Annotated in this window: 23 protein-coding genes and 1 pseudogene; 7 read left to right on the plus strand and 17 right to left on the minus strand. The window is 74.0% G+C overall.

The window, feature by feature from the left end:
- From ABD823_RS15430 to ABD823_RS15445, 4 genes and pseudogenes are all read right to left on the minus strand, one after another.
- A pseudogene (locus ABD823_RS15430) lies at positions 1–1,412 on the minus strand (hypothetical protein); the annotation flags it as partial.
- Positions 1,413–1,455: 43 nt separating this feature from the next.
- Positions 1,456–1,920, minus strand: a complete 465-nt coding sequence (locus ABD823_RS15435; RefSeq protein ID WP_344860060.1) for a hypothetical protein — start codon at positions 1,918–1,920, stop codon at positions 1,456–1,458.
- Entirely contained in the window at positions 1,920–2,477 is a 558-nt protein-coding gene (locus ABD823_RS15440; protein ID WP_344860062.1) for an RNA polymerase sigma factor, read from the minus strand. Before ABD823_RS15440 ends, ABD823_RS15435 begins: the two co-directional genes overlap by 1 nt.
- A gap of 72 nt (positions 2,478–2,549) precedes the next feature.
- Positions 2,550–3,614 carry a S8 family peptidase gene (locus ABD823_RS15445; RefSeq protein ID WP_344860063.1) on the minus strand — a complete coding sequence of 355 codons (1,065 nt, stop codon included), beginning with the start codon at positions 3,612–3,614 and terminating at the stop codon, positions 2,550–2,552.
- 381 nt (positions 3,615–3,995) lie between these two features.
- Here ABD823_RS15445 and ABD823_RS15450 point away from each other — a divergent pair, with 381 nt between their 5' ends.
- A complete protein-coding gene (locus ABD823_RS15450; RefSeq protein ID WP_344860065.1) occupies positions 3,996–4,490 on the plus strand; it encodes a DUF3145 domain-containing protein in 495 nt (164 codons plus the stop codon).
- 319 nt (positions 4,491–4,809) lie between these two features.
- Here ABD823_RS15450 and ABD823_RS15455 read toward each other — a convergent pair whose 3' ends face one another.
- The 9 genes from ABD823_RS15455 to ABD823_RS15495 all read right to left on the minus strand — a co-directional run bounded on the left by ABD823_RS15455 (position 4,810) and on the right by ABD823_RS15495 (position 13,333).
- Positions 4,810–6,255: an acyl-CoA carboxylase subunit beta gene (locus ABD823_RS15455; RefSeq protein WP_344860066.1), complete on the minus strand. Its 1,446-nt coding sequence runs from the start codon at positions 6,253–6,255 to the stop codon at positions 4,810–4,812.
- An 18-nt stretch (positions 6,256–6,273) separates the two neighbouring features.
- A complete protein-coding gene (gene fabF / locus ABD823_RS15460; protein WP_344860068.1) occupies positions 6,274–7,506 on the minus strand; it encodes a beta-ketoacyl-ACP synthase II in 1,233 nt (410 codons plus the stop codon).
- Between the two features lie 58 nt (positions 7,507–7,564).
- A complete protein-coding gene (locus tag ABD823_RS15465) occupies positions 7,565–7,804 on the minus strand; it encodes an acyl carrier protein (RefSeq protein ID WP_344860070.1) in 240 nt (79 codons plus the stop codon).
- A gap of 62 nt (positions 7,805–7,866) precedes the next feature.
- On the minus strand, positions 7,867–8,820 hold the full coding sequence (locus ABD823_RS15470) for a beta-ketoacyl-ACP synthase III (protein ID WP_344860072.1): 954 nt from the start codon (positions 8,818–8,820) through the stop codon (positions 7,867–7,869).
- Positions 8,821–8,895: 75 nt separating this feature from the next.
- A complete protein-coding gene (locus ABD823_RS15475) occupies positions 8,896–9,825 on the minus strand; it encodes an ACP S-malonyltransferase (RefSeq protein ID WP_344860074.1) in 930 nt (309 codons plus the stop codon).
- Between the two features lie 118 nt (positions 9,826–9,943).
- On the minus strand, positions 9,944–11,053 hold the full coding sequence (locus ABD823_RS15480) for a PucR family transcriptional regulator (RefSeq protein WP_344860237.1): 1,110 nt from the start codon (positions 11,051–11,053) through the stop codon (positions 9,944–9,946).
- A 130-nt stretch (positions 11,054–11,183) separates the two neighbouring features.
- A complete protein-coding gene (locus tag ABD823_RS15485) occupies positions 11,184–11,666 on the minus strand; it encodes a DUF350 domain-containing protein (protein ID WP_344860076.1) in 483 nt (160 codons plus the stop codon).
- A gap of 95 nt (positions 11,667–11,761) precedes the next feature.
- Positions 11,762–12,922, minus strand: coding sequence for a glutathionylspermidine synthase family protein (locus ABD823_RS15490; protein WP_344860078.1), 1,161 nt, complete (start codon positions 12,920–12,922; stop codon positions 11,762–11,764).
- 9 nt (positions 12,923–12,931) lie between these two features.
- On the minus strand, positions 12,932–13,333 hold the full coding sequence (locus tag ABD823_RS15495; RefSeq protein ID WP_344860080.1) for a hypothetical protein: 402 nt from the start codon (positions 13,331–13,333) through the stop codon (positions 12,932–12,934).
- Positions 13,334–13,483: 150 nt separating this feature from the next.
- Between ABD823_RS15495 and ABD823_RS15500 the strand changes: the two genes are divergently transcribed.
- Both ABD823_RS15500 and ABD823_RS15505 read left to right on the plus strand, forming a co-directional pair.
- The gene (locus ABD823_RS15500) at positions 13,484–14,185 is read left to right on the plus strand and encodes a helix-turn-helix transcriptional regulator (RefSeq protein ID WP_344860082.1); all 702 of its coding nucleotides are present in this window, start codon (positions 13,484–13,486) and stop codon (positions 14,183–14,185) included.
- A 75-nt stretch (positions 14,186–14,260) separates the two neighbouring features.
- The gene (locus ABD823_RS15505; RefSeq protein ID WP_344860084.1) at positions 14,261–14,650 is read left to right on the plus strand and encodes a VOC family protein; all 390 of its coding nucleotides are present in this window, start codon (positions 14,261–14,263) and stop codon (positions 14,648–14,650) included.
- Between the two features lie 100 nt (positions 14,651–14,750).
- Here ABD823_RS15505 and ABD823_RS15510 read toward each other — a convergent pair whose 3' ends face one another.
- On the minus strand, positions 14,751–15,278 hold the full coding sequence (locus ABD823_RS15510; protein ID WP_344860086.1) for a MarR family winged helix-turn-helix transcriptional regulator: 528 nt from the start codon (positions 15,276–15,278) through the stop codon (positions 14,751–14,753).
- Positions 15,279–15,353: 75 nt separating this feature from the next.
- On the opposite strand from ABD823_RS15510, the gene ABD823_RS15515 reads away from it, so the two are divergent.
- Entirely contained in the window at positions 15,354–16,610 is a 1,257-nt protein-coding gene (locus ABD823_RS15515) for an amidohydrolase family protein (RefSeq protein WP_344860088.1), read from the plus strand.
- A gap of 177 nt (positions 16,611–16,787) precedes the next feature.
- On the opposite strand, the gene ABD823_RS15520 is transcribed toward ABD823_RS15515, so the two are convergent.
- Positions 16,788–17,015: a hypothetical protein gene (locus ABD823_RS15520; RefSeq protein ID WP_344860090.1), complete on the minus strand. Its 228-nt coding sequence runs from the start codon at positions 17,013–17,015 to the stop codon at positions 16,788–16,790.
- 223 nt (positions 17,016–17,238) lie between these two features.
- Between ABD823_RS15520 and ABD823_RS15525 the strand changes: the two genes are divergently transcribed.
- The 3 genes from ABD823_RS15525 to ABD823_RS15535 all read left to right on the plus strand — a co-directional run bounded on the left by ABD823_RS15525 (position 17,239) and on the right by ABD823_RS15535 (position 21,051).
- Complete coding sequence (locus ABD823_RS15525) at positions 17,239–18,420, plus strand: sensor histidine kinase (protein ID WP_344860092.1); 1,182 nt, start codon at positions 17,239–17,241, stop codon at positions 18,418–18,420.
- The gene (locus ABD823_RS15530; protein WP_344860094.1) at positions 18,417–19,097 is read left to right on the plus strand and encodes a response regulator; all 681 of its coding nucleotides are present in this window, start codon (positions 18,417–18,419) and stop codon (positions 19,095–19,097) included. The genes ABD823_RS15525 and ABD823_RS15530 overlap by 4 nt, the downstream gene beginning before the upstream one ends.
- A 133-nt stretch (positions 19,098–19,230) precedes the next feature.
- Complete coding sequence (locus ABD823_RS15535; RefSeq protein WP_344860096.1) at positions 19,231–21,051, plus strand: bifunctional serine/threonine-protein kinase/glutamate ABC transporter substrate-binding protein; 1,821 nt, start codon at positions 19,231–19,233, stop codon at positions 21,049–21,051.
- A 150-nt stretch (positions 21,052–21,201) separates the two neighbouring features.
- On the opposite strand, the gene ABD823_RS15540 is transcribed toward ABD823_RS15535, so the two are convergent.
- On the minus strand, positions 21,202–22,743 hold the full coding sequence (locus tag ABD823_RS15540; protein WP_344860098.1) for an alpha/beta hydrolase: 1,542 nt from the start codon (positions 22,741–22,743) through the stop codon (positions 21,202–21,204).
- Between the two features lie 94 nt (positions 22,744–22,837).
- Entirely contained in the window at positions 22,838–25,585 is a 2,748-nt protein-coding gene (gene aceE, locus ABD823_RS15545) for a pyruvate dehydrogenase (acetyl-transferring), homodimeric type (protein ID WP_344860100.1), read from the minus strand.
- Positions 25,586–25,659: the final 74 nt, after the last annotated feature.

A 25,659-nucleotide genomic window follows, 5' to 3' on the forward strand; every position in this document is an offset into this window, starting at 1 on the left:
GGGGACGCGCCCGCGGGGCCCGTGCCGGTGGCGAGGGCCGCCAGTCCCGCCCGGGCCGCGGCGAGCGCCCCGCGCCGGTCGCCGGCCGCGGCCCGCCGCAGCGCGGCCGCGTGCCGGGAGATCGGCCCGGGGCCGGACGCCGCCAGCCGGCAGAGTTGTTCGTCGGCGGTCCGCCCGTCGCCCCGCCGGAGGGCGAGCTCGGCGGCGGTGAGCCGGAGCGGTCCGGACGGATGGCCCGCCCGGTCGAGGTCGGCCGCGCACTCGAGCATCTCGGCGACCAGTCGGCCGTCCGGGGCCGGGCCGCCCGGATCGGCCGGGACGCTCGGACCGGCGGGCAGCTCGGGGCCGCTCCGGTCGCCGCGGTCGCCCCGGCCATCCGGCCCTACGGGACCGCCCGGCCCGCCGAGCTCCGCCCGCGCCCGGAGCACGAGTTCGGCGGCGAGCGGAACCATGAGCGTGCGCCCCTGGCGGAGCAGCCCTTCGCGGGCGGCCTCGGCGCTGTGCAGGGCGCTGCGGGGGTCGCCGGTGCGCAGCTCGACCCGGGCGAGCATCAAGCGCGCCTCGGTCAGGGCCGTCTCGGCGCCCGCCGCCTCCAGCTCCGGCACCGCCTGGTCGAGCAGCACCCGCGCCTCCCCGGGCTGGCCGGCCGCGACCAGCGCCTCGGCCAGGTCGCAGCGGACCGTGGCCAGCCGTTCCGGGCAGCCGAACAGGATCCGCTCCGCCCGGTGGTAGGCGGCGAAGGCCGCGGGCAGGTCGCCGCGGCGCGCGGCCAGGAACGGCAGGTTGCCCTCCGCCAGCGCGAGCACGTGCTCGAGTCCCGCGGCCCGGGCCAGTTCCGCGCTCCGCGCCAGGTCGGCCTCGGCCGCGGCGAACTCCCCGAGGTAGACGCGGGCGAGGCCCCGGTTCAGCATCGCCCCGGCCAGGAAGGCGGGATCCTCGCCCAGCAGGGCCGCGGCGCGGTCGCAGTGGCGGACCGCCTCGCGGTGCCGGCCGAGCCGGACCAGCGCGGCCGCGCGGTTCACACCGAGCCGCGCCGCCTCCACCGCGGTCAGGTACGGCTCGGCGGCCGCGGCGATGGCCAGGGCCTCGGCGGGGTGGCCGAGCTCGGTCCGGACGTGGACGAGGGAGAGCCGCGCCTGCGCGGCCCGGTGGGGCGCCCCCGCGCGCAGCGCGATGTGTTCGGCGCGGCGCAGGTGCTCGTCGGCCAGGGGCAGGTCGCCCAGCTCGCGGGCGGCGAGCGCCAGCGCCCGGTGGGCGACCGAGGCGGCCTCGCCGGAGGCCCCGCCGCGCAGGACGGCCAGGGCCAGCTCCCGGGCCCGGGCGGGGTCGTCACCGGCCACCCGGACCGCCTGGTCGGCCTCCTCCACCGCCTCGTCCGGGACGGCGGGACCACCAGCGGCGAGGGCGGTCATCCCGCGCCGCCCGGGGCGGCGGGAGGGCGGGTGGGGACGGCGCTCATCCGGGCCGGACGAGGGTCCAGCTCGTGGCGACGGGTGCCAGGCCCGGCCGGTGGCACACCACGCTGAGCCAGCCGCCCGGCAGGCCGACGACGGCGAACTGCCCGGTGGGGGAGAGCTCGCGGACCTCGGTGAGGTCCGGGGTGCGGACCTCGACCCGCGCATCCGGCCCCGGGTGCGGGCTGACCCGCCCGGCGAGGTCGACCAGCCCGCCCGAGGAGTCGACGTCCAGTTCGACGGTGAGCCCGCCGGCGCCGAACCGGAGCAGGCCGGCCCGCTCGGCGGAGCGGACGCCCGAGGGGGCGGGCACGGCCACCGGGCGGGCCGTGGCGGCGCCCGGGAGCCGCAGGCCGAAGACCGCCCGGGCGGCGGCCGTCACGTGACCGGGTACGGGGTCGTGGCCGCAGGCCAGGCGGAGGGCGGCGATCAGGGACTCGTCGTCGGCGGAGGAGTGCCGTGTCATCAGGACGCCGCCTCCTGGAGGGCGAGCACGGAGCGGAGCCGGTCGAGGCAGCGGCGCCGGGTGGGACCGTAACTGCCCGCGGGCATGCCCAGCCGCCCGGCCAGCTGGCGGACGCCCGCGTCGGGAGCCGTCGCCATCAGCCGGAACAGCGACCGGCAGGGCTCGTCCATGGTCTCGACGGCCCGCCAGAGGCGGCGGCCCTCGTCGGCGGTGAGCACGGCCGCCGCCGGATCCGCGGTGTGCTCCGCGCCGCCGGGCCCGCCCGGCTCTGCGGGGTCCGCGGTCAGGCGCTCGCCCCGGCTCCGCCGCAGGAGGAGGACCGCCTCCCGGCGGGCGGTGGTGAACAGCCAGGAGCCGATCCGGTCCGGATCCCGGATGGTGTGCAGGCTCTCCAGGAGCCGCAGCCACGTCCCCTGCACGGTGTCGGACGCGTCGGCGGGGCTCAGCCCGTAGGCGCGGACCGCGGCCCAGATCACCGGGGTGAAGCGCCGGACCAGCACGTCCCAGGCCGCCTGGTCGCCCGCCAGGACGGCCTCGATCGTGTGCTGGTCGACCACGGCGCCTCCGCAAGGACGTCAAAGAACCCGCCGGGCACGCGCGGTGCCCGGGCGGTCACCTTGGGTGGGACTTTACCCGGGGAGGGGCACGACGGTCCCGAGATCGGAGATCTTCCGGGTGCGCCGGGGGTCGAGGACGTGGGCCACCGCCTCCTGCGGGGCCATGTCCCGGGCGGCCGAGGCGATCGCCCCGGAGACCACGGCGGCGGCGAAGGACGTCCCGCTCCAGCGCGCGTAGCCGCCGAACGCCCCGTACTCCAGGAAGGCGCTCGTCAGCCACTCGCCCCGGGCGCAGGCGTCCACCCACGGGCCGTGGGCCGAGAACGGCGCCCTGCCCTCCTGCGCGGCGTCCAGGGCGCCGACGGCGACCACCCCCGGCAGCGCGGCGGGCCAGAACGGGCGGTCGGAGGCCGTGTTGCCCGCGCAGGCGACCACCGCCGTGCCGCTCAGCGCGCCCAGCGCCGCCTCCACCAGCGGGGAGGGGCGGTCGTCGAAGGTGTGGTAGCCGAAGGAGAGGTTGAGCACCTGAGGGCGGTCGTCCCGCAGCCGCGCCAGGGCGCGCAGCAGCCCGGCCTCGTCCCCGACGCCGTGGCCGTCGAGCACCTGGATCGGGTGGAGCCTCGCCTCGGGGGCCGAGCGCAGGACCAGCCCGGCGACGAAGGTGCCGTGCCCGGCCTGGGCGTCCGGAGCGCCGTCGCCGTCGGCGTCGGGCACCTCGGCGATCTCGCGCAGCCGCTCCGTGAACCAGGGGCTGTCGCGCCACCACGGGTGCTCGGCCAGGCCGGTGTCGAGCACCGCCACCGTCACCGGGCTGTCGTCCGGTGGCCGGGCGGAGGCCGGGGCGGGGACGGGCGCGGCGGGGAACGGGCGGGAGGCCGGGCCGCCGAAGAAGAGCGGCTGGCCCGTCAGGACGTGGTTGGGGGAGGCGCGATGCCCCCGCTCCCGCACGGTGGCCGCCAGGTCGCAGACGTCCACGCCGGGGGCGAGCCGGAGCCGGAAGACGCCGTCGGCCTCGGAGGCGGCGGCGGTCCAGCGGGCGGCGGCCTCCATGCCGGGGGCGTCGGTCAGCAGCTGGTCCGCCCTGATCAGTGCGGGGGAGCCCGGGACGGGCTCGACCCGGATGATGTCGGCGTCCATGGGGTCCTCCGATGTCGGTCGCCGCGTCGTGGAAATCTTCTTCTCCGACCATGCCCGAGATGAACCCTTCGGGGAGCGGAGACGCGGATCGCTTCTCCCGTCTCCGGGGCGCGCCCCGTGCCATGGGAACTCCAGAACGACTCCGCCTGGAGAGTCGGTAATGTATTCGCAAAGTCCGGTGAGCGAAAGGATTCGGTCGTCCTGGCGAAAACGGTACGGAACGCCCATTCCGGTGCGAGAGAGAGCCTCATCGCACCATCTCGGTATGACCCCCCTCTGGTGTGATGTCGCGACCGACGGTAGTCTCTCCTTCAGTCACTTGTGATCATCCGGGGACGAGGCCGTTGGGGAAGGCGCACCTCGTACGAAACGGGAGGTCCGGTGTCTGCTCGTGGCGTGCTTTACGTCCACTCGGCTCAGCCCGCGCTGTGCCCTCATATCGAATGGGCGGTCGCGGGTGTCCTTGGCGTGCCCGTAGACCTGACGTGGACGCCGCAGCCCGCCGCGCCGGGCCACGTGCGCGCACAGGCCGAGTGGGAGGGGCGACCGGGAACGGCCGCGGCCATCACCTCGTCCCTGATGGGCTGGCAGCGCATCCGCTTCGAGGTCACCGAGGACGCCTCCCCGGGATGCGACGGCTCCCGCCACGCCTACACCCCGAGCCTCGGCGCCTTCACGGCCGTGATCGGGGCCACCGGTGACATCCTCGTGCCGGAGGACCGGCTGCGCTCCGCCATGCTGATGGCCCGCCAGGGCCGGGTGGTCCTGGAGGAGGAGCTCGACCGGCTGCTCGGCAAGCAGTGGGACGAGGAGCTCGAATCGTTCCGCTACGCGGGCGAGGGCGCCCCGGTCCGCTGGCTGCACGCCGCGGTCTGAGCCGGGACGGATCCGGCCGGACCTTCCTTCTCGCGCGCCTTGCGACCTATCGGCCGGGACCTGCCCGCACGCCCCCGCCCCGCACGCCCCGGCCCCTCGCATGCCCCGGCCTCCGCTCCGCGGCCTTGCGTACGCCCCGGCCCCCGCACCCCGCCGGCGGCCCCCGCGCTCCCCGGACCGGGCCGCCCAGCAGCGGCCTGGCCCTCCCCGGCCGAGGAGGACGGCCGCTCCGCCCGGACCCGGTGCCGGCGGACACGGCGACGGCCCCGTACGGAGACTCTCTCCGTACGGGGCCGTCGCCGTGTCCGGGCCCGCGGGCCTACAGCGGGATGTTGCCGTGGGCGCCGCGGGCCGGGGTGGCCCGCGCCAGGACCCGGGCGATGGCGCCGCGGGTCTCGGCAGGCTTGATCACCTCGTCCACCACGCCGATCTCGATGGCCCGGTCGAGACCTCCGGCGAGGACCTCGTGCTCGGCGGCGAGCCGCGCCTCCAGGGCCGAGCGCTCCTCCTCCGGGGCCGCCGCGATCTCCCGGCGCTTGAGGATGCGCACCGCCGCCAGCGCGCCCATCACCGCCACCTCGGTGGTCGGCCAGGCGAAGACCTTGGTGGCGCCCAGGGACCGGGAGTTCATCGCGATGTAGGCGCCGCCGTACGCCTTGCGGGTCACCAGGGTGACCCGCGGCACCGACGCCTCGGCGAAGGCGTGCAGCAGCTTGGCGCCGCGGCGCACCACGCCGTCGTGCTCCTGGCCCACCCCGGGCAGGTAGCCGGGCACGTCCACCAGCACCACCAGCGGCACCCCGAAGGCGTCGCACATGCGTACGAAGCGGGCGGCCTTCTCGGCGGAGGCCGAGTCCAGGCAGCCGCCCAGCCGCATGGGGTTGTTGGCGATCACTCCGATGGTCCGGCCCCCGAGGCGGCCCAGCGTGGTGACGACGTTCGGCGCCCACTTGGGGTGCAGTTCCACGCCCGGCTCGTCCAGCAGACCCTTGACCAGGGGCTTGACGTCGTAGGCGCGGCGAGGGCTGTCCGGCAGCAGACCGGAGAAGTCGACCTCCTCGACGTCCGGGCGGATGCGGCCCTGGTGGCCCAGGAGCACCGCCAGGCGGCGGGCCTGCACGTAGGCGTCGGTCTCGGACTTGGCGACCACGTGCACGACGCCGCTGCGCTTGCTGTGCGGCTCCGGGCCGCCGAGCGCCGCCATGTCGATCTGCTCGCCGGTGACGCTGCGGACCACGTCGGGCCCGGTGACGAAGATGCGGCCGTCGTCGGCAAGGATCACGATGTCGGTCAGGGCCGGGCCGTACGCGGCGCCGCCGGCGGCCGGGCCGACGACCACGGACAGCTGCGGGACCACGCCGGAGGCGCGGGTCATCGCGGCGAACACCCGGCCGACGGCGTGCAGGGACTCGACCCCCTCGGCCAGCCGGGCGCCGCCGGAGTGCCACACGCCGAGGACCGGGACCCGCTCGCGGACCGCCACGTCGTAGGCGTGCACGATGTGCTCGCAGCCCTCGCTGCCCATGGCGCCGCCCTGGACGCGGGCGTCGCTGCAGAAGACGACGACCGGCACGCCCTCCACCCGGCCCATGGCGGCGAGCACGCCGCTGCGGTCCACCGGTGTGATCAGCCGGATCGATCCCTCGTCGAGGAGGGCCGCCAGGCGCACCTGGGGATCGCGTGGATCGGCGGCCTCCCCGGAGGTCCCGGCCGCCGCGGCGCCTTCGGCGGTCCGGTTGTCGAGTCTGTTCTCGAGCACGGTCATGGCGGGCTCCTGCTCCTGTCAGAGGCTGGTGAAGGCGACGGCGACGTCGTGTCCGCCGAACCCGAAGGAGTTGTTGATCGCGGCGATCCGGCCGTCGGGGAGCTTGCGCGGCTCACCGAGCACGAGGTCCACCTCGATGCCGTCGTCGGGGTCGTCCACGTTGATCGTGCCGGGGACGATCCGCTCGTGCAGCGCGAGGACCGTGAAGACCGACTCGATGCCCCCGGCACCGCCGAGCAGGTGACCGGTCATCGACTTGGTGGAGGTCACCAGCGGGTGGCCGCCGATGACCTTCTTGATCGCGACGGTCTCCACCACGTCGCCCGCGGGGGTGGAGGTGGCGTGCGCGTTGACGTGCTTGACGTCCTGGCCGGTGAGGCCGGAGTTCTCCAGGGCCCGGCGCATGGCCGTCATGACCCCGGTGCCGTTCGGCTCGGGCTGCGCGATGTGGTGCGCGTCGGCGGAGTAGCCGACCCCCGCGGCCACGGCGTAGACCTTCGCGCCGCGGGCGCGGGCGTGCTCCTCCGACTCCAGCACGACGATGCCGGCGCCCTCGCCGAGCACGAACCCGTCCCGGCCCCTGTCCCAGGGGCGCGAGGCGCCCTGCGGGTCGTCGTTCCTGGTGGACATGGCACGCATCGCGGCGAACGAGCCGATGTTCAGCGGGTGGATGGCGGCCTCGGTGCCGCCGGCCACCACGACGTCGGCGCGGCCGGAGCGGATCATCTCGATGGCGTAGCCGATCGACTCCGCGCCGGTGGCGCAGGCGCTGACGGTGGCGTGCACGCCGGCCCGGGCGCCGAGCTCGATGCCGATCCAGCCCGCGGGGCCGTTCGGCATCAGCATCGGCACGGTGAACGGCGACAGCCGCTGCCAGCCCTTCTCCCGGAAGGTGTCGTAGGCACTCAGGATCGTGGTGATGCCGCCGATCCCGCTGCCCACGACGACGCCGAGCCGTTCCGGGTCGACCGTCTCGATCCCGGCGTCCTTCCACGCCTCCCGGGCCGCCACCAGGGCGAGCTGCTCGGTGCGGTCCAGCCGCCGTGCCTCCGGCCGGGGCAGCACCTCGGTCGGATCCACGGCGGCGAAGGCGGCGAACTTCACGGGGACGGACTCGGCCCAGTCCTCGGTGATGGTGCGGACCCCGGACCGACCGGCGAGGAGCGCCGACCAGGTCGAGGCGACGTCTCCGCCGAGGGGCGTCGTCGCGCCGAGCCCGGTGACGACGACACGTACCTGGTCTGTGTTCACGTTCTGCGCTCCTTGTGCATCGCGGGTCTGGCTCTTGCGGCTCCGGGACGTCGTCCCGTCAGCTCTGGATGAGGTTGATGACGTCCTTGACGGTCTGGAGGTTCTTGAGCTGGTCGTCGGGGATCTCGACGCCGAACTCGTCCTGGGCGGCGACGGCGATCTCGACCATGGACAGCGAGTCGATGTCGAGGTCGTCCACGAAGCTCTTCTCCGGGGTGACCTCGGCGGCCGGGATGCCGGTGATCTCGTTGATGATCTTGCCGATACCAGCGAGGATCTCCTGCTCGGTCATGGCCATGTCGCGTGTTCTCCTTGGGTTGGTGTTCTTCTCGTTTTGCGCGGTGGGGCCGCGCAAGCCTGTTACGGGATCTCGATGACCTGGCCGGCGTAGGTCAGGCCCGCGCCGAAGCCCAGCAGTAGGGCCAGGCCGCCGGACGGCACCTCGCCGCGCTCGATCATCCGGGACAGGGCCATCGGGATCGAGGCCGCGGAGGTGTTGCCCGACAGCACGATGTCCTTGGCGACGACGGCGTTGTCGGCGCCGATCCGGCGGGCGATGGCCTCGATGATGCGCACGTTCGCCTGGTGGGGCACGAAGGCGGCGAGCTCGGCGGGGTCCACCCCGGCGCGCTCGCAGGCCAGCCTGGCCACCGGGTGGAGCGCGGTGGTGGCCCAGCGGAAGACGGTCTGGCCCTCCTGCTTCAGGAAGGAGTGGCGGTCCTTCACCATGATCGCATCGGCCTTGTCGCCGGCGCTGCCCCAGACCACCGGGCCGATGCCGGGGGTCTCCGCCGGGCCGACGACCGCGGCGCCCGCGCCGTCCGCGAAGATGACCGCGGTGCTCCGGTCGGTCCAGTCGATCCAGGGCGAGAACTTCTCGGTCCCGATGACCAGGACGTGGGTGGCCGAGCCCGCGCGGATCGCGTCGTCGGCCACCGCCAGCGCGTAGCAGAAGCCGGAGCAGGCGGTGTTCACGTCGAGCGCGCCGGGGGCGCCGATGCCGAGCCGGGCGGCGACGCGGCCCGCCGCGTTGGGGATCTGCGTCTCCAGCGTGCAGGTGGCGACGACGACCAGGTCGATGTCGGCGGGGAGCAGGCCGCTGGCCGCGAGGGCCTTCTCGCCCGCCTGCACGGCCAGGTCGATCTCGGACTCGCTCTCGGCGATCCGGCGCTCCTTGATGCCGACCCGGCTCTGGATCCACTCGTCGCTGGTCTCCATGGTCTTCGACAGGTCGTCGTTGGTGAGCACCTTGGAGGGCTGGTAGTGGCCGAAGGCCAGGATCTTGGCGCCGGGGGCGCCCTGCGAGACCTTCATGCGTCGATCACCGCTCCTCGTTCGCCGTGCGGGCCGTTCCCGTCGCGGGGACCGCCCCGCCGGATCCGTGCCGGTTCACTTCAGGACCTCCCGCGCGGCGCCGAGGTCGTCGGGGGTCTTCAGGGCGACGGTCGTGACACCGCGCAGGGCGCGCCTGGCCAGGCCCGTGAGCGTGCCGCCGGGCAGCAGTTCGACCATCGCGGTGACACCCCGCTCGGCCATCGTGGCCATGCAGGCGTCCCAGCGGACCGGGTTGGCGACCTGGTCGACCAGGCGTGCCAGGAAGTCGGCGCCGCCGGCGACGACCGCGCCGTCGGCGTTGGACAGCACGGGGACGGACGGGTCCCGGGGCGTGATCGAGGCGACGGCCTCGCGCAGCTGGTCGACGGCCGGCGCCATGTGGGCGGTGTGGAAGGCGCCCGCGACGGGGAGCGGGATCAGCCGGGCGCGGGCGGGCGGCTCGGCCTTGAACTCCTCCAGCCGCTCCAGCGTGCCGCCGGCCACGATCTGGCCGGCGCCGTTGATGTTGGCCGGGGTGAGCCCGTGCCGCTCGATCGCGGCGAGCACCTCGTCCTCGGCCCCGCCGAGCACCGCGACCATGCCGGTCTCGGTGATCGCGGCGGCCTTGGCCATGGCCTGGCCGCGCTCCCGCACCAGGGTCAGGGCCTGCTCGGCGGTGAGCACTCCGGCCAGCACCGCGGCCGTCAGCTCGCCGACGCTGTGCCCGGCGACGAGGTCCGGCACCGCCGTCCCGGCCCCGGAGGCGGGGGAGAGGGAGACGCCGAGGGCCTCGGCCGCGGCCAGCCCGGCCGCCACGAGCAGCGGCTGGGCCACCGCGGTGTCGCGGATCGCCTCCGCGTCCGCGGTGGTCCCGTAGGAGATCAGGTCGAGGCCCACCACCTCGGACCAGGCGGACAGGCGGTCCGCCAGGCCCGGTATCTCGAGCCATGGGGTCAGGAAGCCTGGGGTCTGGGCGCCTTGGCCCGGAGCGACGATGACGAGCACGAAATCCAGCCTGCCCTGTAGGAGTTAGCCACATGGATGGAGATCCGAACGAACTTCTTCCACAGTTTTTTGTAGGAAACCTACGGAAGAGGTTTCGCCCGCATTAAGTAAAGGGCGATTAGATCGCGGAGGTTTCGGACAGCCGCCCAAGGATGAGGCCCACCTGCAGGGTGAAGGCGGCGCGGCCCTCCGTCGGTTGGTATCCGGTCAGCTCCGTGATCTTCCGTAGCCGGTAGCGTACCGTGTTCGGATGTACGAAGAGTAGCCGAGCCGTCGCTTCGAGTGATGTACCTTGCTCCAGATACGTCGCAAGCGTGTCGAGGAGCGGAGTGCCGACGAGCGGCAGGTAGACGTTCTCGATCAGCTGGCTCCGGGCGGCCTCGTCGCCGTCGATGGCCCGTTCGGCGAGCAGGTCCTCGGCGTGGACGGGCCGGGGCGCGTCCGGCCAGCCCGCGGCGGCCCGCAGGCCGGCGATCGCGGCCCGCGCCGAGCTCGCCGCCGTGTGCAGGTCGCTCACCTCGGGGCCGATCACGATCGGACCGGGCCCGAAACGGGGCACCACGTGCCTGGCCGCCGCATTGACGCTGTCGGCGCCGCCCACGATCACGATCAGCTGGTCGCCCTGGACCCCGGCCAGCATGTCCATCCCGACCCGGCGCCCCCGGTCGCGCAGGCCGTCGATCACCTCCTGGGGGTCGTCGTCGGGCGCCCGCCCGGCGAGCACGACGACGGGGGAGGAGGTCCAGCCCAGCGCGGCGGCCCAGGAGTGCAGGCCGTCGTCCACCTCGCCGCGGACGAGCGCGTCCACGATGAGCGCCTCCAGCCGGGCGTCCCACGCCCCGCGCGCCTCCGCCTCGCGGGCGTAGACCTGGGCGGCGGCGAAGGCGACGTCCCGGGTGTAGCGGAGCATCGCCTGCTCCAGCTGCTCCTCCCCGCCCGGCGCGGCGAGCTCCGCGGTCCGCGCCTCGACGACCTCGACCACGGTCCGGACGATGTCGACGGTCTGCTGCAGCGAGATCGACCGCTTCAGCTCGCGCGGCGCGGTGCCGAAGAACTCGATGCTGGGGGTCGGCCGCCCCTCGCCGGCGTGCTGGAACCACTCCACGAACGCGGCGATCCCGGCCTGTGCGACCAGCCCCACCCAGGACCTGTCCTCCGCGGACAGGGCACGGAACCACGGCAACCGGTCGTCCATCCGGGCCATGGCCGCCGTGCCCAGGGCGCCCATGGCCCGTTCCAGTCTGCGCGTGGTGTCCTCGCGAATCTGATCGTTCACGCCTTAAGACTGCCAGCTCGGCCGGGATGCGACAGCCGTACGGCGGGCGGCCGGGAGAAGGTCGGAGCCGATCGGCCGCCGGTCAGATGACGGCCACGGCGGTGATCAGGCCGATCACCACGTGCGTGACGGCGAGCAGGCGGGCGCCGGGCTGCAGCTCGGGCTCGGCGACCAGCTCGCGGACGGAGATCCCGGCGACCTTGTCGAAGAGGACCATGGCGACGGTCTGCACCGCGATGCCCACCAGGCCGAAGACCGCCGTGGCCAGCAGGCCCTCCTGCAGCGCGCCCCCGGAGGACCAGATGGAGGCCGCGACGATCAGGCCGACGGCGGCCAGCCCGGAGGCGGTGAGCAGGGTCGCGTTGGGGTTGCGGTCGGTCTTGATCAGCCGGCTGAGCTTGCCCGGGATGGCCAGGTCGATCACGTAGAAGCCGATGATCAGCAGGATGACGCCGAGCGCCGCGTAGCCGGCGATGGCGAGCGCCCCGCGGCCGAGGAGCTCGGCGAGCGACAGGGTCGTGTCGGTCTCGGCGGGGGCGGAAAGCAGGACCGGGGTGGTGCTCATGTCGTTCTCTCCATGATCTGGATGTCGGCGGCCTCACGGCCGTACGTGGGTCGGGCGGTCGCCCGTCGCGGAGGGCCGGGTTCCCGCCCGGGCTCTCACAGTGCGATGCGGTGCGGGACGAAGGACGAGGTGTCGTCGGTGATCAGCCCGGACGTCTCGCGGATGCCGAGCCCGGCGGCCTCGTCGTGGACGACCCAGGCGCCGAGCACCGGCCGCTGGCCGGCGAAGACGGGCAGCGGCTCGAACGCCTGGTAGACGTGGCCCTCGGCGCCGTAGTCGCCGCCGGTCCGCAGGTCCTGGCCGGGGGCGACGACCCGCATGCCCGCGCCCTCCCGGCCCAGCAGGGGCTTGGCGATGTGGGCGGGCAGGTCGCGCGGGCCGTCGAGGTAGGCCGGCAGCAGGTTCGGGTGGCCGGGGTACAGCTCCCACAGGACCGCCAGCAGGGCCTTGTTCGACAGCAGCATCTTCCACAGCGGCTCGATCCAGGTCATCGAGACCTGCTGGCGCACGGCGTCCGCCCCGAACGGGTCGGCGACCACCCACTCCCACGGGTAGAGTTTGCAGAGCGTGCGGATCACCCGGCGCTCCATGTCCACGAACCGCAGGTTGAGCGCGTCCCAGCCGATGTCCTCCATCGCCACCGCCACCGTCGCCAGACCGGCCTGGCCGGCGGTCTCCTGGAGGTAGGCGACGGTCATCGCCTCCTCCCCGCTCGCGTCCATGGAGGTCCAGGCGAAGTGCGCGGGCCCGGTGGGCAGCGCGGCCGCGATCTGCCGCCACCGGTCGACCAGCCGCTCGTGGATGGAGTTCCACTGGTCGTCACCCGGGTGGCGGTCCTGGAGCCAGAACCACTGCACGACGGAGCTCTCCAGCAGGCTGGTCGGGGTGTCGGCGTTGTACTCCAGCAGCTTGGCCGGGCCGGTCCCGTCGTAGCGCAGGTCGAAGCGGCCGTACAGGTGCGGGTCGCGCCGCTCCCAGGAGCGGGCGATCTCCGGCGCGACCCACTCGGGGATCGCGAAGTCGCGGTACCGGCCGGCGGCGACCACGTGCTCCACCGCGTGCAGGCACATCCGGTGCAGCTCCTCGACCTGCTCCTCCAGCGCCAGGACCTCGTCCATGGACAAGACGTAGTGCACGCTCTCGTCCCAGTAGGGGCGGCCGAGACCGCTGGGGTGGACGGAGCGGTGGTAGGCCAGGCCCTGCTCTTCGATGATCTTCTCCCAGCCGGGGCGGGGAGGCGAGCTCTCGCGTCTCATCGCGGAGGGTCAGCTGCCGCTGGAGCCGCGGCCGCCGAAGCCGCCGCGCTGGATCACGGTGCCCTTGCGGGTGGTGATCTGGACGTCGGAGGGCCTGACGGTGGTGCCCTTCGACACCCTGGTGCCGCTGCGGGCGCCGCCGTAGTACCAGCCATAGGCGCCGTGGGAGCCGTGGTAGCGGACGGTGCCGTCGTCGTCGCAGAGGTCCTCGTCGACGACCTCGTAGGAGCCGTCGGGAAGCCGGTTGTCGAGGTTGACGCAGTCGGCGCCGACCTCCTCGTAGTCGTCGTCCGCCGCGCACGCGCCGACGACGATCAACGAGACGAGCGTGATTCCGGAGATCACGATGGCCTTGGACGCCTTGCCCCCCGGCTCCAGCCGGGCGGGCTTGCGCGGAGGTTTCCGGGCCATCGGGTGTTTCTGAGCCATCGAACTCCAATGAGAAGTGTCGAGACAGGGTATCTATGCTCTTTTGACTGTTCAAGCGGTCGGGAGCGCCCGGAAGTTCCTTTCGCGTCCCCTTCCCCGGGAAGTGTCGGCGGGGGCGCGTACCGTCGGGTTGTGAACCGTACCGACCGTCTCTACGCCCTGGTCGAGGAGCTGCGCGCCGTCTCGCCCCGGCCCCGCTCCGCGCGCGAGCTCGCCGCCGGGTTCGAGGTGAGCGTGCGCACGGTCGAGCGCGACATCTCCGCGCTGCAGCAGGCCGGGGTGCCGATCTACGCCGAGCCCGGCAGGACCGGCGGCTACGTGCTGGACAAGAACGCCTCCCTGCCGCCGCTGAACTTCACCCCCGCCGAGGCGGTCGCGGTGGCGGTGGCGCTCAGCGAGGCGGCCGGCAGCCCCTTCGCCCGCCACGCCCGCAGCGCCCTGCGCAAGCTGGTGGCCGCGATGCCCCCGCAGGAGGGGGAGCGGGCCAGGCGGCTGGCCGCCCGCGTCCACCTGCTCGTCGAGCCGGAGCCGTACCCGCGGGTGTCGCGGGTGATCGAGCAGGCGCTGCTGCACCGGCGCGTGCTGGTGATCGACTACACCGATGCCAAGGGCGAGGCGACCCGGCGCGAGGTGGAGCCGGCCGTCTTCGTGGGCGGGCGCGGCGGCCACTGGTACCTCGTGGGGTGGTGCCGGCTCCGGCGCGACGTGCGGATCTTCCGGCTCGACCGGATCGTCCGGGCGGAGGAGACCGAGGAGCCCTCGCCCGAGCACCCGCCGGAGCGGGTCATGCCGCAGGTGCCAGGGCTGGTTTTCGGAAGCCCGAAATTCGAGTGAAAACACCGACATAGGGTTGTCGCCGGGCCGGTCCATCGTGGAGGCGTTCAGGAAACCGCTCCGAGAGGACACTTGATGATCAACACCGTGGCCTGGTTCGAGATCGCCACCGACGACCCGCAGGGTGCGGAGAAGTTCTACGGCGAGCTGTTCGGCTGGTCCTTCACCGCCGACGAGGGGTCGGCGAAGGGCGGCATGGACTACCGGCTCGTCGGCTACCCCGGCGGCGACGGCCCCAAGGGCGGCGTGTACGCCACCGGCGGGGAGTCCCCGGGCCACGCGGTCTTCTCCGTCCTCGTGGCCGACACCGGCGCCGCCTGCGCGCGGGCCGAGAGCCTCGGCGGCCAGGTCGTCTTCAAACTGCTCGACAACCCGAACGGCCCCGACTTCGCCTACGTCCGCGACACCTCGGGCAACCTGTTCGGCCTGTTCACCCCGCCGCACCTGCGCGGGGCGCAGGCGTAGGGGCGCCGCGCCGGCGCAGGAGGCCCTGGCGGTGGCCGGCGGTGGCCGCGGCGCGGGTCCGGCCGGTCGCCGGCGGCCTCCGCGGTGAGGCCCCGGCGGGTCACCGGTGGCCGCGGCGCGGGTCCGGCCGGTCCCCGAGCGCGGCGAGCACCTCGCGCAGCAGGTCCGCCAGGGCCCGTGCGGTGGCCGCGGGGACGCCGGTGAACAGGTCCCGGTGGGCCTCGGTGGTCGCCAGGGTGATCTCCTCGGCCAGCCGGACGCCCTCGGGAGTCAGCCGGACCCAGGAACTGCGGCGGTCGGTGGGGTCGGGCTCGCGTTCGACGAGCCCGGCCCCGGTGAGCCGCTGCAGGATGTTGCTCGTCCCGCCGGTGGTGAGCGAGGAGCGGGTGGCGAGCCGGCCGGGCTTGAGCCGGTACGGGGCACCCGACCGGCGCAGCGTCGTCAGGACGTCGAAGTCGGCGTAGGTGAGGCCGTACCGGCCCAGGACGGACTGGGTGGTCTCCTCGATGCGGCCCTTCAGGAGCGCGGCCCTTTTGACGATCTCCAGTTCGAGGGTGGCGGCCTCGGGCAGCTCGGCCCGCCAGGCCGCGACCAGTTCGTCGACCGGGTCGGTCTCTCGCCTCGCCATGGCATTGAGGGTATCCCTCCCGGCTGATAGCTTTTATAAAAGCTTTCTGAATAGCTATCGGGAAAGGGATCTGCCGTGCGCACTCTCATCACCGGCGGCACCGTGATCGACACCGAACCCGCGCCCCGCGTGCTGCCCGGGGCCGAGGTGCTGGTCGAAGACGGGCTCATCGCCGCCGTCGGCCCGGGACTCGACGTCCCCGGCGCGCGGGTCGTCGACGCCTCGGGCATGCTCGTGCTGCCCGGCTTCGTCGACACCCACCGCCACGTCTGGCAGAGCGTCCTGCGCGCCTCCTCCGCCGACGCCACCCTGGGTGACTACCTCGCACTCGTGCTCGGACGCCTCGCCCCTGCCTACCGGGCCGAGGACGTGTACGCGGCGAACCTCTGGGGCGCGCTGGAGGCCCTCGACGCCGGGATCACCACCCTCTGCGACTGGTCGCACATCCAGTCGACCCCCGAGCACACCGACGCGGCGCTGGAGGCCCTGCGGGAGTCGGGGATCCGGGCGGTCTTCGCGTACGCGCATCCCGGCCCGGGCGAGGCCCGCCGCCCCGACGAGGTGCGGCGGGTCGCCTCGCTGCTCGGCACCCCCGGGCTCGTCACCGCCGCCCTCGCCGCCTCGGGGCCGGTCCACGGACCGATGGAGGAGGCGGAGGCCGACTGGCGGCTCGCCCGCGAGCTCGGCCTCCGGATCAGCCTGCACGCCACCGGAACCGGCGCGGTCGAACGGCTGCACGGCGCAGGACTGCTCGGGCCGGACGTCATGTTCGTGCACGGCAACGGGTTCACCGGTGAGGCCGTGGAACTGGTCGCCGACAGCGGGGGAACCGCCTCCGTGGCGCCCGCGGTGGAGATGCAGATGGGGCACGGCCACCCGGAGACCGGCAGGTTCCGCCGGGCCGGCGTCCCGACCGGGCTCGGCGTCGACACGGTGGTGAACGTGCCGGGAGACATGTTCGCCGTCATGCGCGCCGCGTTCGCGGCTGAACGGGCCCGGGGCGGCGCTCTGACCGCGGCCGAGGTGCTGCGGACGGCCACGATCGAGGGCGCGGCCGCACTCGGGATGGCGGACCGGATCGGTTCGCTGCGGCCGGGCAAGCAGGCCGATCTGGTGCTGCTGCGCGCCGACGCCCCCAACCTGGCGCCGGTCTGCGACCCGGTCGCCGCGGTGGTCACCGCCGCGGGGCCGGGCAATGTGGACACCGTGCTGGTCGCCGGGCGGGTCGTGAAGCGGTCGGGCCGACTCGTCCACCCGGATCTGCGGGCCGCTCGAGCCCGCGCGGTCCACTCGGCGGACCGCCTCGCGAGGGCCGCCGACGCCGCGGCTTGATCCCGCCGCCCGATCCCGCCGCCCGGACCCGCCGCTCCCCGCTCCTCCGCCGCGTGGCCCGCCGGGCCCGCGTCCCGCCGGGGCACGGCCGCGCCGGGACGCGGGTTCCGGCCCGAGGCCCGGCGCGGCCGGAGCCCGCATCCACGCGCCCGGCGGGTCACGACGGCCCGGACCGGGTCACGACGGCTCGGTCAGCCGCGCTGCGGCGATCAGCGCGGCGCCGAGCACGGCCAGGCACAGGTTCGCGAAGACCTCGTGCCCCTCCAGGAGCGCCACCCGTTCGACGACCAGGCGGTTGAAGAGGTTGAGCACGCCCATGAAGGGCTGGACCGCCACGTGGTCGATGGCTCCGCTGACGCCGGACAGGACCATGGCGAGGCCCAGGAGCTGGATGACTTTGCGCATGCCCCCATGCTGGGCGCGGCCCCCGCCGCGGGGATCGGCCGCAGGGATGCCCTCCCGCGACTCCGGGACCGGTCCCGCGGCCGGCCCGGCCGACGGAGGAACCGGCCGCGACCGGCGGAGGTATCCCCCGCGCCCGACGAAAGTATCGGCCGCTCCGGCGTCGGTACCGTCTCCGTCCCCGGGGCGGGCGCGGCGCCGCCGCCCGCCGTACGCTCCGGGGAGGATGAACGAATCTGAGACCGCCTCCCCCGCTTCCGCGCCCGCCGCCCGGCGCCGGCGCGGTGCGCGCGACTGGGCCGTGGACACGTGCATGTTCCTGCTGGCGGTGGCCTTCGGGCTGCTGGTCTACGACGAGCGGGTCAAGGCCCTGTCCATCCCGATGTGGCTGTTCCACCTCGACCAGGCCATCGCGGCGCTGGGCTGCGCCGCGATCTGGCTGCGCCGCCGCCGGCCGGTCGAGCTGGCCGTGGCGCTGATCGTCCTGTCGGCGTTCTCGGAACTGATCGCCGGGCCGATGCTGCTGATGCTCTTCGTCGTCGCCGTCCACCGGCCCCCGCGGACCACGGCCGCCGTCTTCGCGCTGAGCATGGTCGCGTCGGTCGTCTTCGCCGTGGTCCGCTCCGACACCGGCTCCCCGCTGATGCTGCTGCTGGTGGGCGTCCCGCTGCAGGCGGCCGCGGTCGGCTGGGGATTGTTCGTCCACCACAGGCGCCGGCTCGTGCTCTCGCTGCGCGAGCGCGCCGTCCGGGCCGAGACCGAGGCCCGGCTCCGCGCGGAGCAGGCCCGCTATTACGCCCGCCAGGAGATCGCCAGGGAGATCCACGACGTGCTCGGCCACCGGCTGTCGCTGCTGAGCGTGCACGCCGGCGCGCTGGAGTTCAACCCCGGCGCCCCGGCCGAGGACATCGCCCACGCGGCCAAGGTGATCCGGGAGAGCGCCCACCAGGCCCTGCAGGACCTGCGCGAGGTCGTCGGCGTGCTCCGCGCCCCGGTCGGTGAGCTGCCGCAGCCCACCCTCGCCGACCTGCCGCAGCTGGCGGAGGAGTCGCGCCGGGCCGGGGAGCGGGTGGAACTGCTGGAGGAGACCGCGGGCGCCGTGCCCGACGGCGTGGGCCGCACGGCGTACCGGATCGTCCAGGAGGGCCTGACCAACGTCCGCAAACACGCCCCGGGGGCCGAGGTCCGCATCCGCGTGGCGGGGGAGCCGGGCGCGGGCCTGGCCGTGGAGGTGCGCAACACCGCACCGGCCGCCGTGCCCGTGCCCGCCTCGGTGCCCTCCGCGGGGGCCGGCCAGGGCCTGACCGGCCTGTCCGAGCGCGTCGCCCTGGTCGAGGGACGGCTGGAGTACGGCCCCGAGGCCCAGGGTGGCTGGCGGCTGGCGGCCTGGCTACCGTGGCCGTCATGACCACACCCGAACCCGGCTCCATCGGCGTGCTCATCGTCGACGACGACCCGCTGGTCCGCGCCGGACTGGCGATGATGCTGCGCGGCGCCCCCGACATCCGCGTGGTCGCCGAGGCCGGCAACGGCACCGAGGCGCTTCCCCTGGTCGCCCGGCACGCCCCCGACGTGGTCCTGATGGACATCAGGATGCCCGTGATGGACGGGCTGGCCGCGACCGAGGCGCTGCGCGCCCGCCGCGGCGCGCCGGAGGTCGTCGTCCTGACGACCTTCGACGCCGACGAGCACGTGCTGCGCGCCCTGCGTGCAGGAGCCGCCGGGTTCCTCCTCAAGGACACCCCGCCCGACGAGATCGTGGCCTCGGTGCGCCGGGTGGCCCAGGGCCAGCCGGTCCTGTCCCCGGCGGTGACCCGGCGGCTCATCGCCAGGGTCGCCGACTCCGGCGCCGACCGGCGCCGCGACCGGGCCAGGGAACGGCTGGCCCTGCTGAACGACCGCGAGCGCGAGGTCGCCGTCACGGTCGCGCAGGGCAGGTCCAACGCCGAGATCGGGTCGGTGCTCCACCTCAGCGTCCCCACGGTCAAGACCCACGTCTCGGCGATCCTCGCCAAGCTGGACCTCAACAACCGCGTCCAGATCGCGCTGCTGGTCCACGACGCGGGACTGCTCGACGAGGAGTGACGGGCCGGGCGTCCCGGGCGCCGCGCCGGGCACCCGGGGAGATCGCGGTTGCGTCCCGATCCGGTCGCGGCCCGGCCCCGGACGCCGCGGATGTGTAATGTCCGGGTAAAACGCCGTGTACGAGGGGTCGGCGATGTCGGAGATCGAGCCGCTGCGGCCGGGGGATCCGCCGCGGCTGGGGGATTTCGAGCTGCTGGGCAGGCTGGGGGAGGGCGGTCAGGGTGTCGTCTACCTGGGGGAGTCCGACGACGGGACGCGCGCGGCCGTCAAGCTGCTGCACGTGCGCTTCACCGGCGAGGAGCACGCGCGCTCCCGCTTCGCGCGGGAGCTGCAGGCCGCCCGGCGGGTGGAGGCGTTCTGCACGGCCCGGGTGCTGGCCGCCGATCTCGACGGCGAGACGCCGTACATCGCCAGCGAGCTGATCGACGGCCCGTCGCTCCGCCAGGTCGTACGGCGGGACGGACCGCTGGCCGGGGAGACGCTGGAGCGGCTCGCGATCGGCACGGCCACCGCGCTGGCCGCGATCCACCGCGCCGGGATCGCGCACCGCGACTTCAAGCCGGACAACGTGCTGCTGGCCTCGGACGGCCCCCGGGTCGTCGACTTCGGCATCGCGAAGATCATCGACGAGAGCGGGACGATCACCACGCGGGCGGTCGGCACCCCCGCGTACATGGCGCCCGAGCAGATCGCCGGAGACCGGGTCGGCTGCCCGGCCGACGTGTTCGCCTGGGGATCCACCATGATCTTCGCCGCGACCGGCCGGGCGCCCTTCGGCGGCGACACGATCGTGGCGACGCTCCACCGGGTCATCAACCACGAGGCCGACCTGAGCGCGCTCCCCGACGGCCTGCGGGAGATCGTCGCCGGCTGCCTGGCCAAGGACCAGGAGCGCAGGCCGACGGCCGACGAGGTGCTCAGGCGTCTGCTGGGCCACCCTGCCCAGGACGGCGCCGAGGTCTCCGACGCCGAGCTCTCCGAGGGCGCGCAGGCGGCCACGGCCGACCTGACCCGGGGAACGGGGACGGCCCGGGCCCGCGCCACCTCGGCGCGGGCCGCCGCCGCGGGCGGGATCGCGGCCGCGGCCCTGGCCGTCGCGGTCGCCTTCGCGCAGTTCGGCTCCCCGTCCGGCGCCGGGGGCGCCACCGCGCGGCCCCCGGCCACCGCCGCGGCCTCCACCCCGGTCCCCACCCCGTCCCCCTCCACCGGCTCGCCGCTGCTCGACCGGATCGCGAGGACCCGGACGATCACGATCGGCTACCGCGGCGGCCTGCCCGGGATGGCCCTGAAGCGCTCGGGCGCGCCGTCGGGCTTCGAGATCGACGTGGCGCGGCGCATCGCGGCCGAGCTGAAGGTCCCCGCCGACGGCGTCGTGTTCAAGGACGTCGGCATCCGCCGCGAGGAGGCGGTCGAGAGCGGGGCGGTCGACCTGGTCGTCGCGAACCTCTCGATCACCGAGGGCCGCCGGGGGCGCGTCGCCTTCGCCGGGCCGTACTACCTGGCCTACCGCGACGTGCTGGTGCGGAAGGGCTCGGGCATCTCCTCCCTGGAGGACCTGCGCGGCAGGCGGGTCTGCGTGGCGCCCGGCACGACCACCACCGCGCTGATCCGGGACCGCGGCATCGCCTTCGAGGCCGTCGAGGCGGACGACATGGCGGAGTGCGCGGACCGGGTCGCCGACGGCACCGCCGACGCCTTCCCCGGGGACGACCTGGTGGTCGCCGGATTCGGTGCCCGGGAGAGCGGCGAGTTCACGATCGCGGGCCTGCGGCTCAGGCGCGAGCCGTACGGCGTGGCGCTCCGGAAGGGGGACCGCCTCGCCTGCGCGGCGGTCACCGGGGCGATCGAGGCGATGTACGAGGACGGGAGCATGAAGGAGCTCCTCGACCGCCACTTCGGGGCGGTGGGCTTCCGGCCCGCGACCGCGCGCCCCCGCCCGGAGCCCTGCGGGTAGGCCGCGCCCGCCGGGCCGCCGCGGCCGATCCGCCCGGTGCCGCCCGCCGGGCCGCGGAGCCGATCCGCCCGGTCCCGCGGGCGCGGGCGGGCCCGCCGCGGGCCCGCAGCCCGCCCCCGGCCGCCCTCAGCCGGGCGCGGGTGGCGCGCGTCACTCCTTGGGGCAGGTGGTCCCCTCCGCGGGCACCTCGCCGTCGAGCAGGTAGCCGTCGGCGACCTGCTTGACGCACTCGTCGCCGGACATGTAGGCGCCGTGGCCCTCGCCCTTGTAGGTGACCAGCACGCCCGTGCCCAGCTGCTCGGTCAGCTTCGGCCCCCACTCGTACGGCGTGGCGGGGTCGCCGGTGCCGGCGATCACCATGATGGGCGCGGAGCCGGAGGCGTCGATCTTCTTCGACTCGTCGCTGCCGGCGACCGGCCAGGAGGAGCAGACGCTCCCCATGCCGGCGCTGCCGAACAGCGGGGAGACCTTCAGCGCCTCCTTCTCGGTCTTGAGCAGCTCCGCCTCGTCGGGCCGCTCCGCGGTGTCCACGCAGCTGATGGCCGGGAAGCTGCTCATGATCGTGCTGTAGGAGCCGTCGGGCTCGCGGCCGGTGTAGGTGTCGGCCAGGAACATCAGCCCCTGCCCGTCACCCCGCATCGCCGTGCTCAGCGCCTGGTCGAGGAAGGGCCAGGTCTGCTCCGAGTAGAGGGCCGAGGCGATGGCGGTGACCGCGAGACCCTGGGTGAGCTCCCGGCCGCCGACCGCCAGGGGCTTGTCGTCCAGCTTCTCCAGCATCGCCGTGACGTTCCCGTCCGCGGCGTCGGCGTCGGCGCCGATCTTGCACTGGCCGTCCTTGACGCAGTCCTTCAGGAAGGACTCGTAGGCCTGCTGGAAGCCGGCCGTCTGGGCAAGGGTGTGCTCGCGCATCGAGAGGCTGGGGTCCATCGGCGCGTCCAGCAGGAAGCGGCCCACGTTCTTCGGGTAGCGGGTCGCGTAGACCGCGCCCAGGTGCGTGCCGTACGACATGCCGACGTAGTTGAGCTTCGCGTCGCCCAGAGCCGCGCGCATGCGCTCCATGTCCTCGGCGGCGTTCACGGTGCCGATGTACGGCAGGACCTTCCCGGAGGTCTGTTCGCAGGCGTCGGCGAACCCCTCGACGACCTTCTCGATCTCGGCGCGCTCGGCCGCGTCCTCGGGCACGCTGTCCACCGAGGTGTACTCGTCCATCTCCGCGGTGCCGCCGCACCGGACTCCGGAGCTGCGCTCCACCCCCCGCGGGTCGAAGCTGACCAGGTCGTAGCGGGTGCGCAGGGCACCGAAGGCCTTGGCGGCCTGGGCCAGGGTGTCCACGCCGGAGGCACCGGGGCCGCCGAAGTTGAACAGCAGCGAGCCGATGCGCTCCCCCGGGCCGGTGGCCTTGAAGCGGATGAGGGCGATGTCGATCGTCCCCGCGGCGGGGTCGGCGTAGTCGAGCGGCACGGTGAGCTTCCCGCACTCCTCGCCGGGCTCCGGGGTGGCGCGCTGGCCCCCGGGGCGCTTGATGTCGGTGCAGGGCGCCCAGGCGATCGCGCCCGGCGTCGTGGCGGCGGCGCTCGGGGCCGCCGTCCCGCCCTCGCGCCCGCCGTCCTCCCCGGCGCCGCAGGCGGCCAGTGTGGCGGCCAGCGCCATCGACAGCGCCGCGGTCGCGGCCGTCGCCGGGATTCCTCGCATGACGTGCATCCCCCCTAAGGATCGGTCCCCGGGAGGAACGAGCCCGTCCCCCGTCCCGGGTGGGGTCCGCCGGCGGACCCCACCCGGCAGGATCTCACAGACCCATGGACTGGGTGTCGTTGCTCTCGGCGCCCCCGGCCTCGGTCACACCGTTCTTCAGGTGGTAGCGGGAGATGGCCTCGCGCAGCACCTCCTCGTTGACCTCCCCGCGCCGGGCGAGCTGGGTGAGCACGGCCAGGGTGATCGAGGCCGCGTCCACGTGGAAGTGGCGGCGCAGCGCCGAGCGGGTGTCCGACAGGCCGAAGCCGTCGGTGCCGAGCGAGGCCCAGTCGCCGGGCACCCACCGGGCGATCTGGTCCTGCACCGCGCGCATGTAGTCGCTGACGCCCACGAACGGGCCCTGGGCCTTCGACAGCGCCCGGGTCACGTACGGCACGCGCTGCTCGGCGTCGGGGTTGAGCAGGTTGTGCTCCTCGACGGCCAGCGCCTCGCGGCGCAGCTCCGTCCAGGAGGTGGCCGACCAGACCTCGGCGGCCACACCCCACTCCTCGGCCAGCATGCGCTGGGCCTCCATCGCCCACGGGCCGGCCACGCCGGAGGCCAGGATGTTGGCCTTCGGTCCCTGGACCTGCGGGGCCGGGGCGAACCGGTACAGGCCCTTGAGCAGGCCGTCGACGTCCAGGTCGGCGGGCTCGGCCGGCTGGGGGTAGGGCTCGTTGTAGACGGTCAGGTAGTAGAAGACGTCCTCCGGCGCCTCGCCGTACATCCGGCGCAGGCCGTCCCGGACGATGTGCCCGATCTCGAACGCCCACGCCGGGTCGTAGGAGACCGCCGCGGGGTTCGTCGAGGCGATCAGCGGGGTGTGGCCGTCCTCGTGCTGCAGGCCCTCGCCGTTCAGCGTGGTGCGGCCGGCCGTGGCGCCGAGCAGGAAGCCCCGGCCCATCTGGTCGGCCATCTGCCACATCTGGTCGCCGGTGCGCTGCCAGCCGAACATCGAGTAGAAGATGTAGACCGGGATCATGTGCTCGCCGTGCGTGGAGTACGACGTGCCGGCGGCGATCGCCGAGGCCATCGAGCCGGCCTCGCTGATGCCCTCGTGCAGGATCTGGCCCTCGGTCGACTCCTTGTAGGACAGCAGCAGCTCGCGGTCCACGGCCTCGTAGGTCTGGCCGTGCGGCGAGTAGATCTTCGCGGTCGGGAAGATCGCGTCGAGGCCGAAGGTGCGGGCCTCGTCAGGGATGATCGGCACGAAGCGGTGGCCGATCTCCTTGTCGCGCATGAGGTCCTTGAGCAGGCGGACGAACGCCATCGTGGTGGCGACGTTCTGCTTGCCGGAGCCCTTGCGCAGCTGGGCGTAGGCGTCCTCGCCGGGCAGCTTGATCGGCTTGGCGCGGACCGTGCGCCGGGGCAGGAAGCCGCCCAGGGCCGCGCGGCGCTCCTTCATGTAGGCGATCTCGGGGTCGTTCTCGCCCGGGTGGAAGTAGGGCGGCAGGTCGGCCTCGAGCGCGGAGTCGGGGATCGGCAGGTAGAGCCGGTCGCGGAACTCCTTCAGCTCGGCCTTGGACATCTTCTTCATCTGGTGCGTCGCGTTGCGCGCCTCGAAGTCCTTGCCGAGCGTCCAGCCCTTGATGGTCTGGGCGAGGATGACCGTCGGCTGGCCGACGTGCTCGCGGGCCGCCTTGAAGGCCGCGTAGACCTTGCGGTAGTCGTGGCCGCCGCGCGACAGCTTGCGGATGTCGTCGTCGGACAGGTGCTCGACCATCTTGCGCAGGCGGGGGTCGCCGCCGAAGAAGTTCTCGCGGATGTAGGCGCCCGACTCGACGGAGTAGGTCTGGAACTGGCCGTCGGGCGTGGTGTTCATCTGGTTGACGAGCACGCCGTCGACGTCGGCCGCGAGCAGCGGGTCCCAGTCGCGGCCCCAGACGACCTTGATGACGTTCCAGCCGGCGCCGCGGAAGTAGGTCTCCAGCTCCTGGATGATCTTTCCGTTGCCGCGGACCGGGCCGTCCAGGCGCTGCAGGTTGCAGTTGATGACGAAGGTGAGGTTGTCGAGCTCCTCGCGGGCGGCCACGCCGATCGCGCCGAGCGACTCCGGCTCGTCCATCTCGCCGTCGCCCAGGAAGCACCAGACGTGGCTGCGGCTGGTGTCCTTGATCTTCCGGTTCAGCAGGTAGCGGTTGAACCGGGCCTGGTAGATCGCGCTGATCGGGCCGAGGCCCATGGAGACCGTGGGGTATTCCCAGAAGTCCGGCATGAGGCGCGGGTGCGGGTAGGAGGGCAGGCCGCGGAAGCCGTGCGACAGCTCCTGGCGGAAGGCGTCGAGCTGGGCCTCGTTGAGGCGGCCCTCCAGGAAGGCCCGGGCGTAGATGCCCGGGGCCGCGTGGCCCTGGAAGAAGACCTGGTCGCCCGACTCGCCGTGGTCCTTGCCCCGGAAGAAGTGGTTGAAGCCCACTTCGTAGAGGGACGCGGCCGAGGCGTAGGTGGCGATGTGGCCGCCGACGTTGGTGCGGGCGTTGGCCCGGGTCACCATGACCGCGGCGTTCCACCGGATGTAGGCGCGGATGCGCCGCTCCACGTGCTCGTCGCCGGGGAACCACGGCTCCCGCTCCGGCGGGATCGTGTTGATGTAGTCCGTGCTGCGCAGGCCGGGGACGCCGACCTGGTGCTCGCGGGCCCGCTCCAAGAGGCGGAGCATCAAGTACCGGGCCCGAGTCCGGCCCTCCGTCTTGATGACGTTGTCGAGCGACTCGAGCCACTCCTGGGTCTCGCTGGGGTCGACATCAGGGAGCTGGCTGGGTAGGCCGTCACTGATGATCGAGAAACGCTGGCGTCCGGAAGCCACTGGGTCTCGCCTTCCGAGGATGGACTTTTGTCTGGTGTCGGTCACCATCCATCCTGGTCTCTTACCCCGGAAAG

Origin of the sequence: Planomonospora alba (assembly GCF_039534085.1) — a bacterium.
Taxonomy (GTDB): domain Bacteria; phylum Actinomycetota; class Actinomycetes; order Streptosporangiales; family Streptosporangiaceae; genus Planomonospora_B; species Planomonospora_B alba.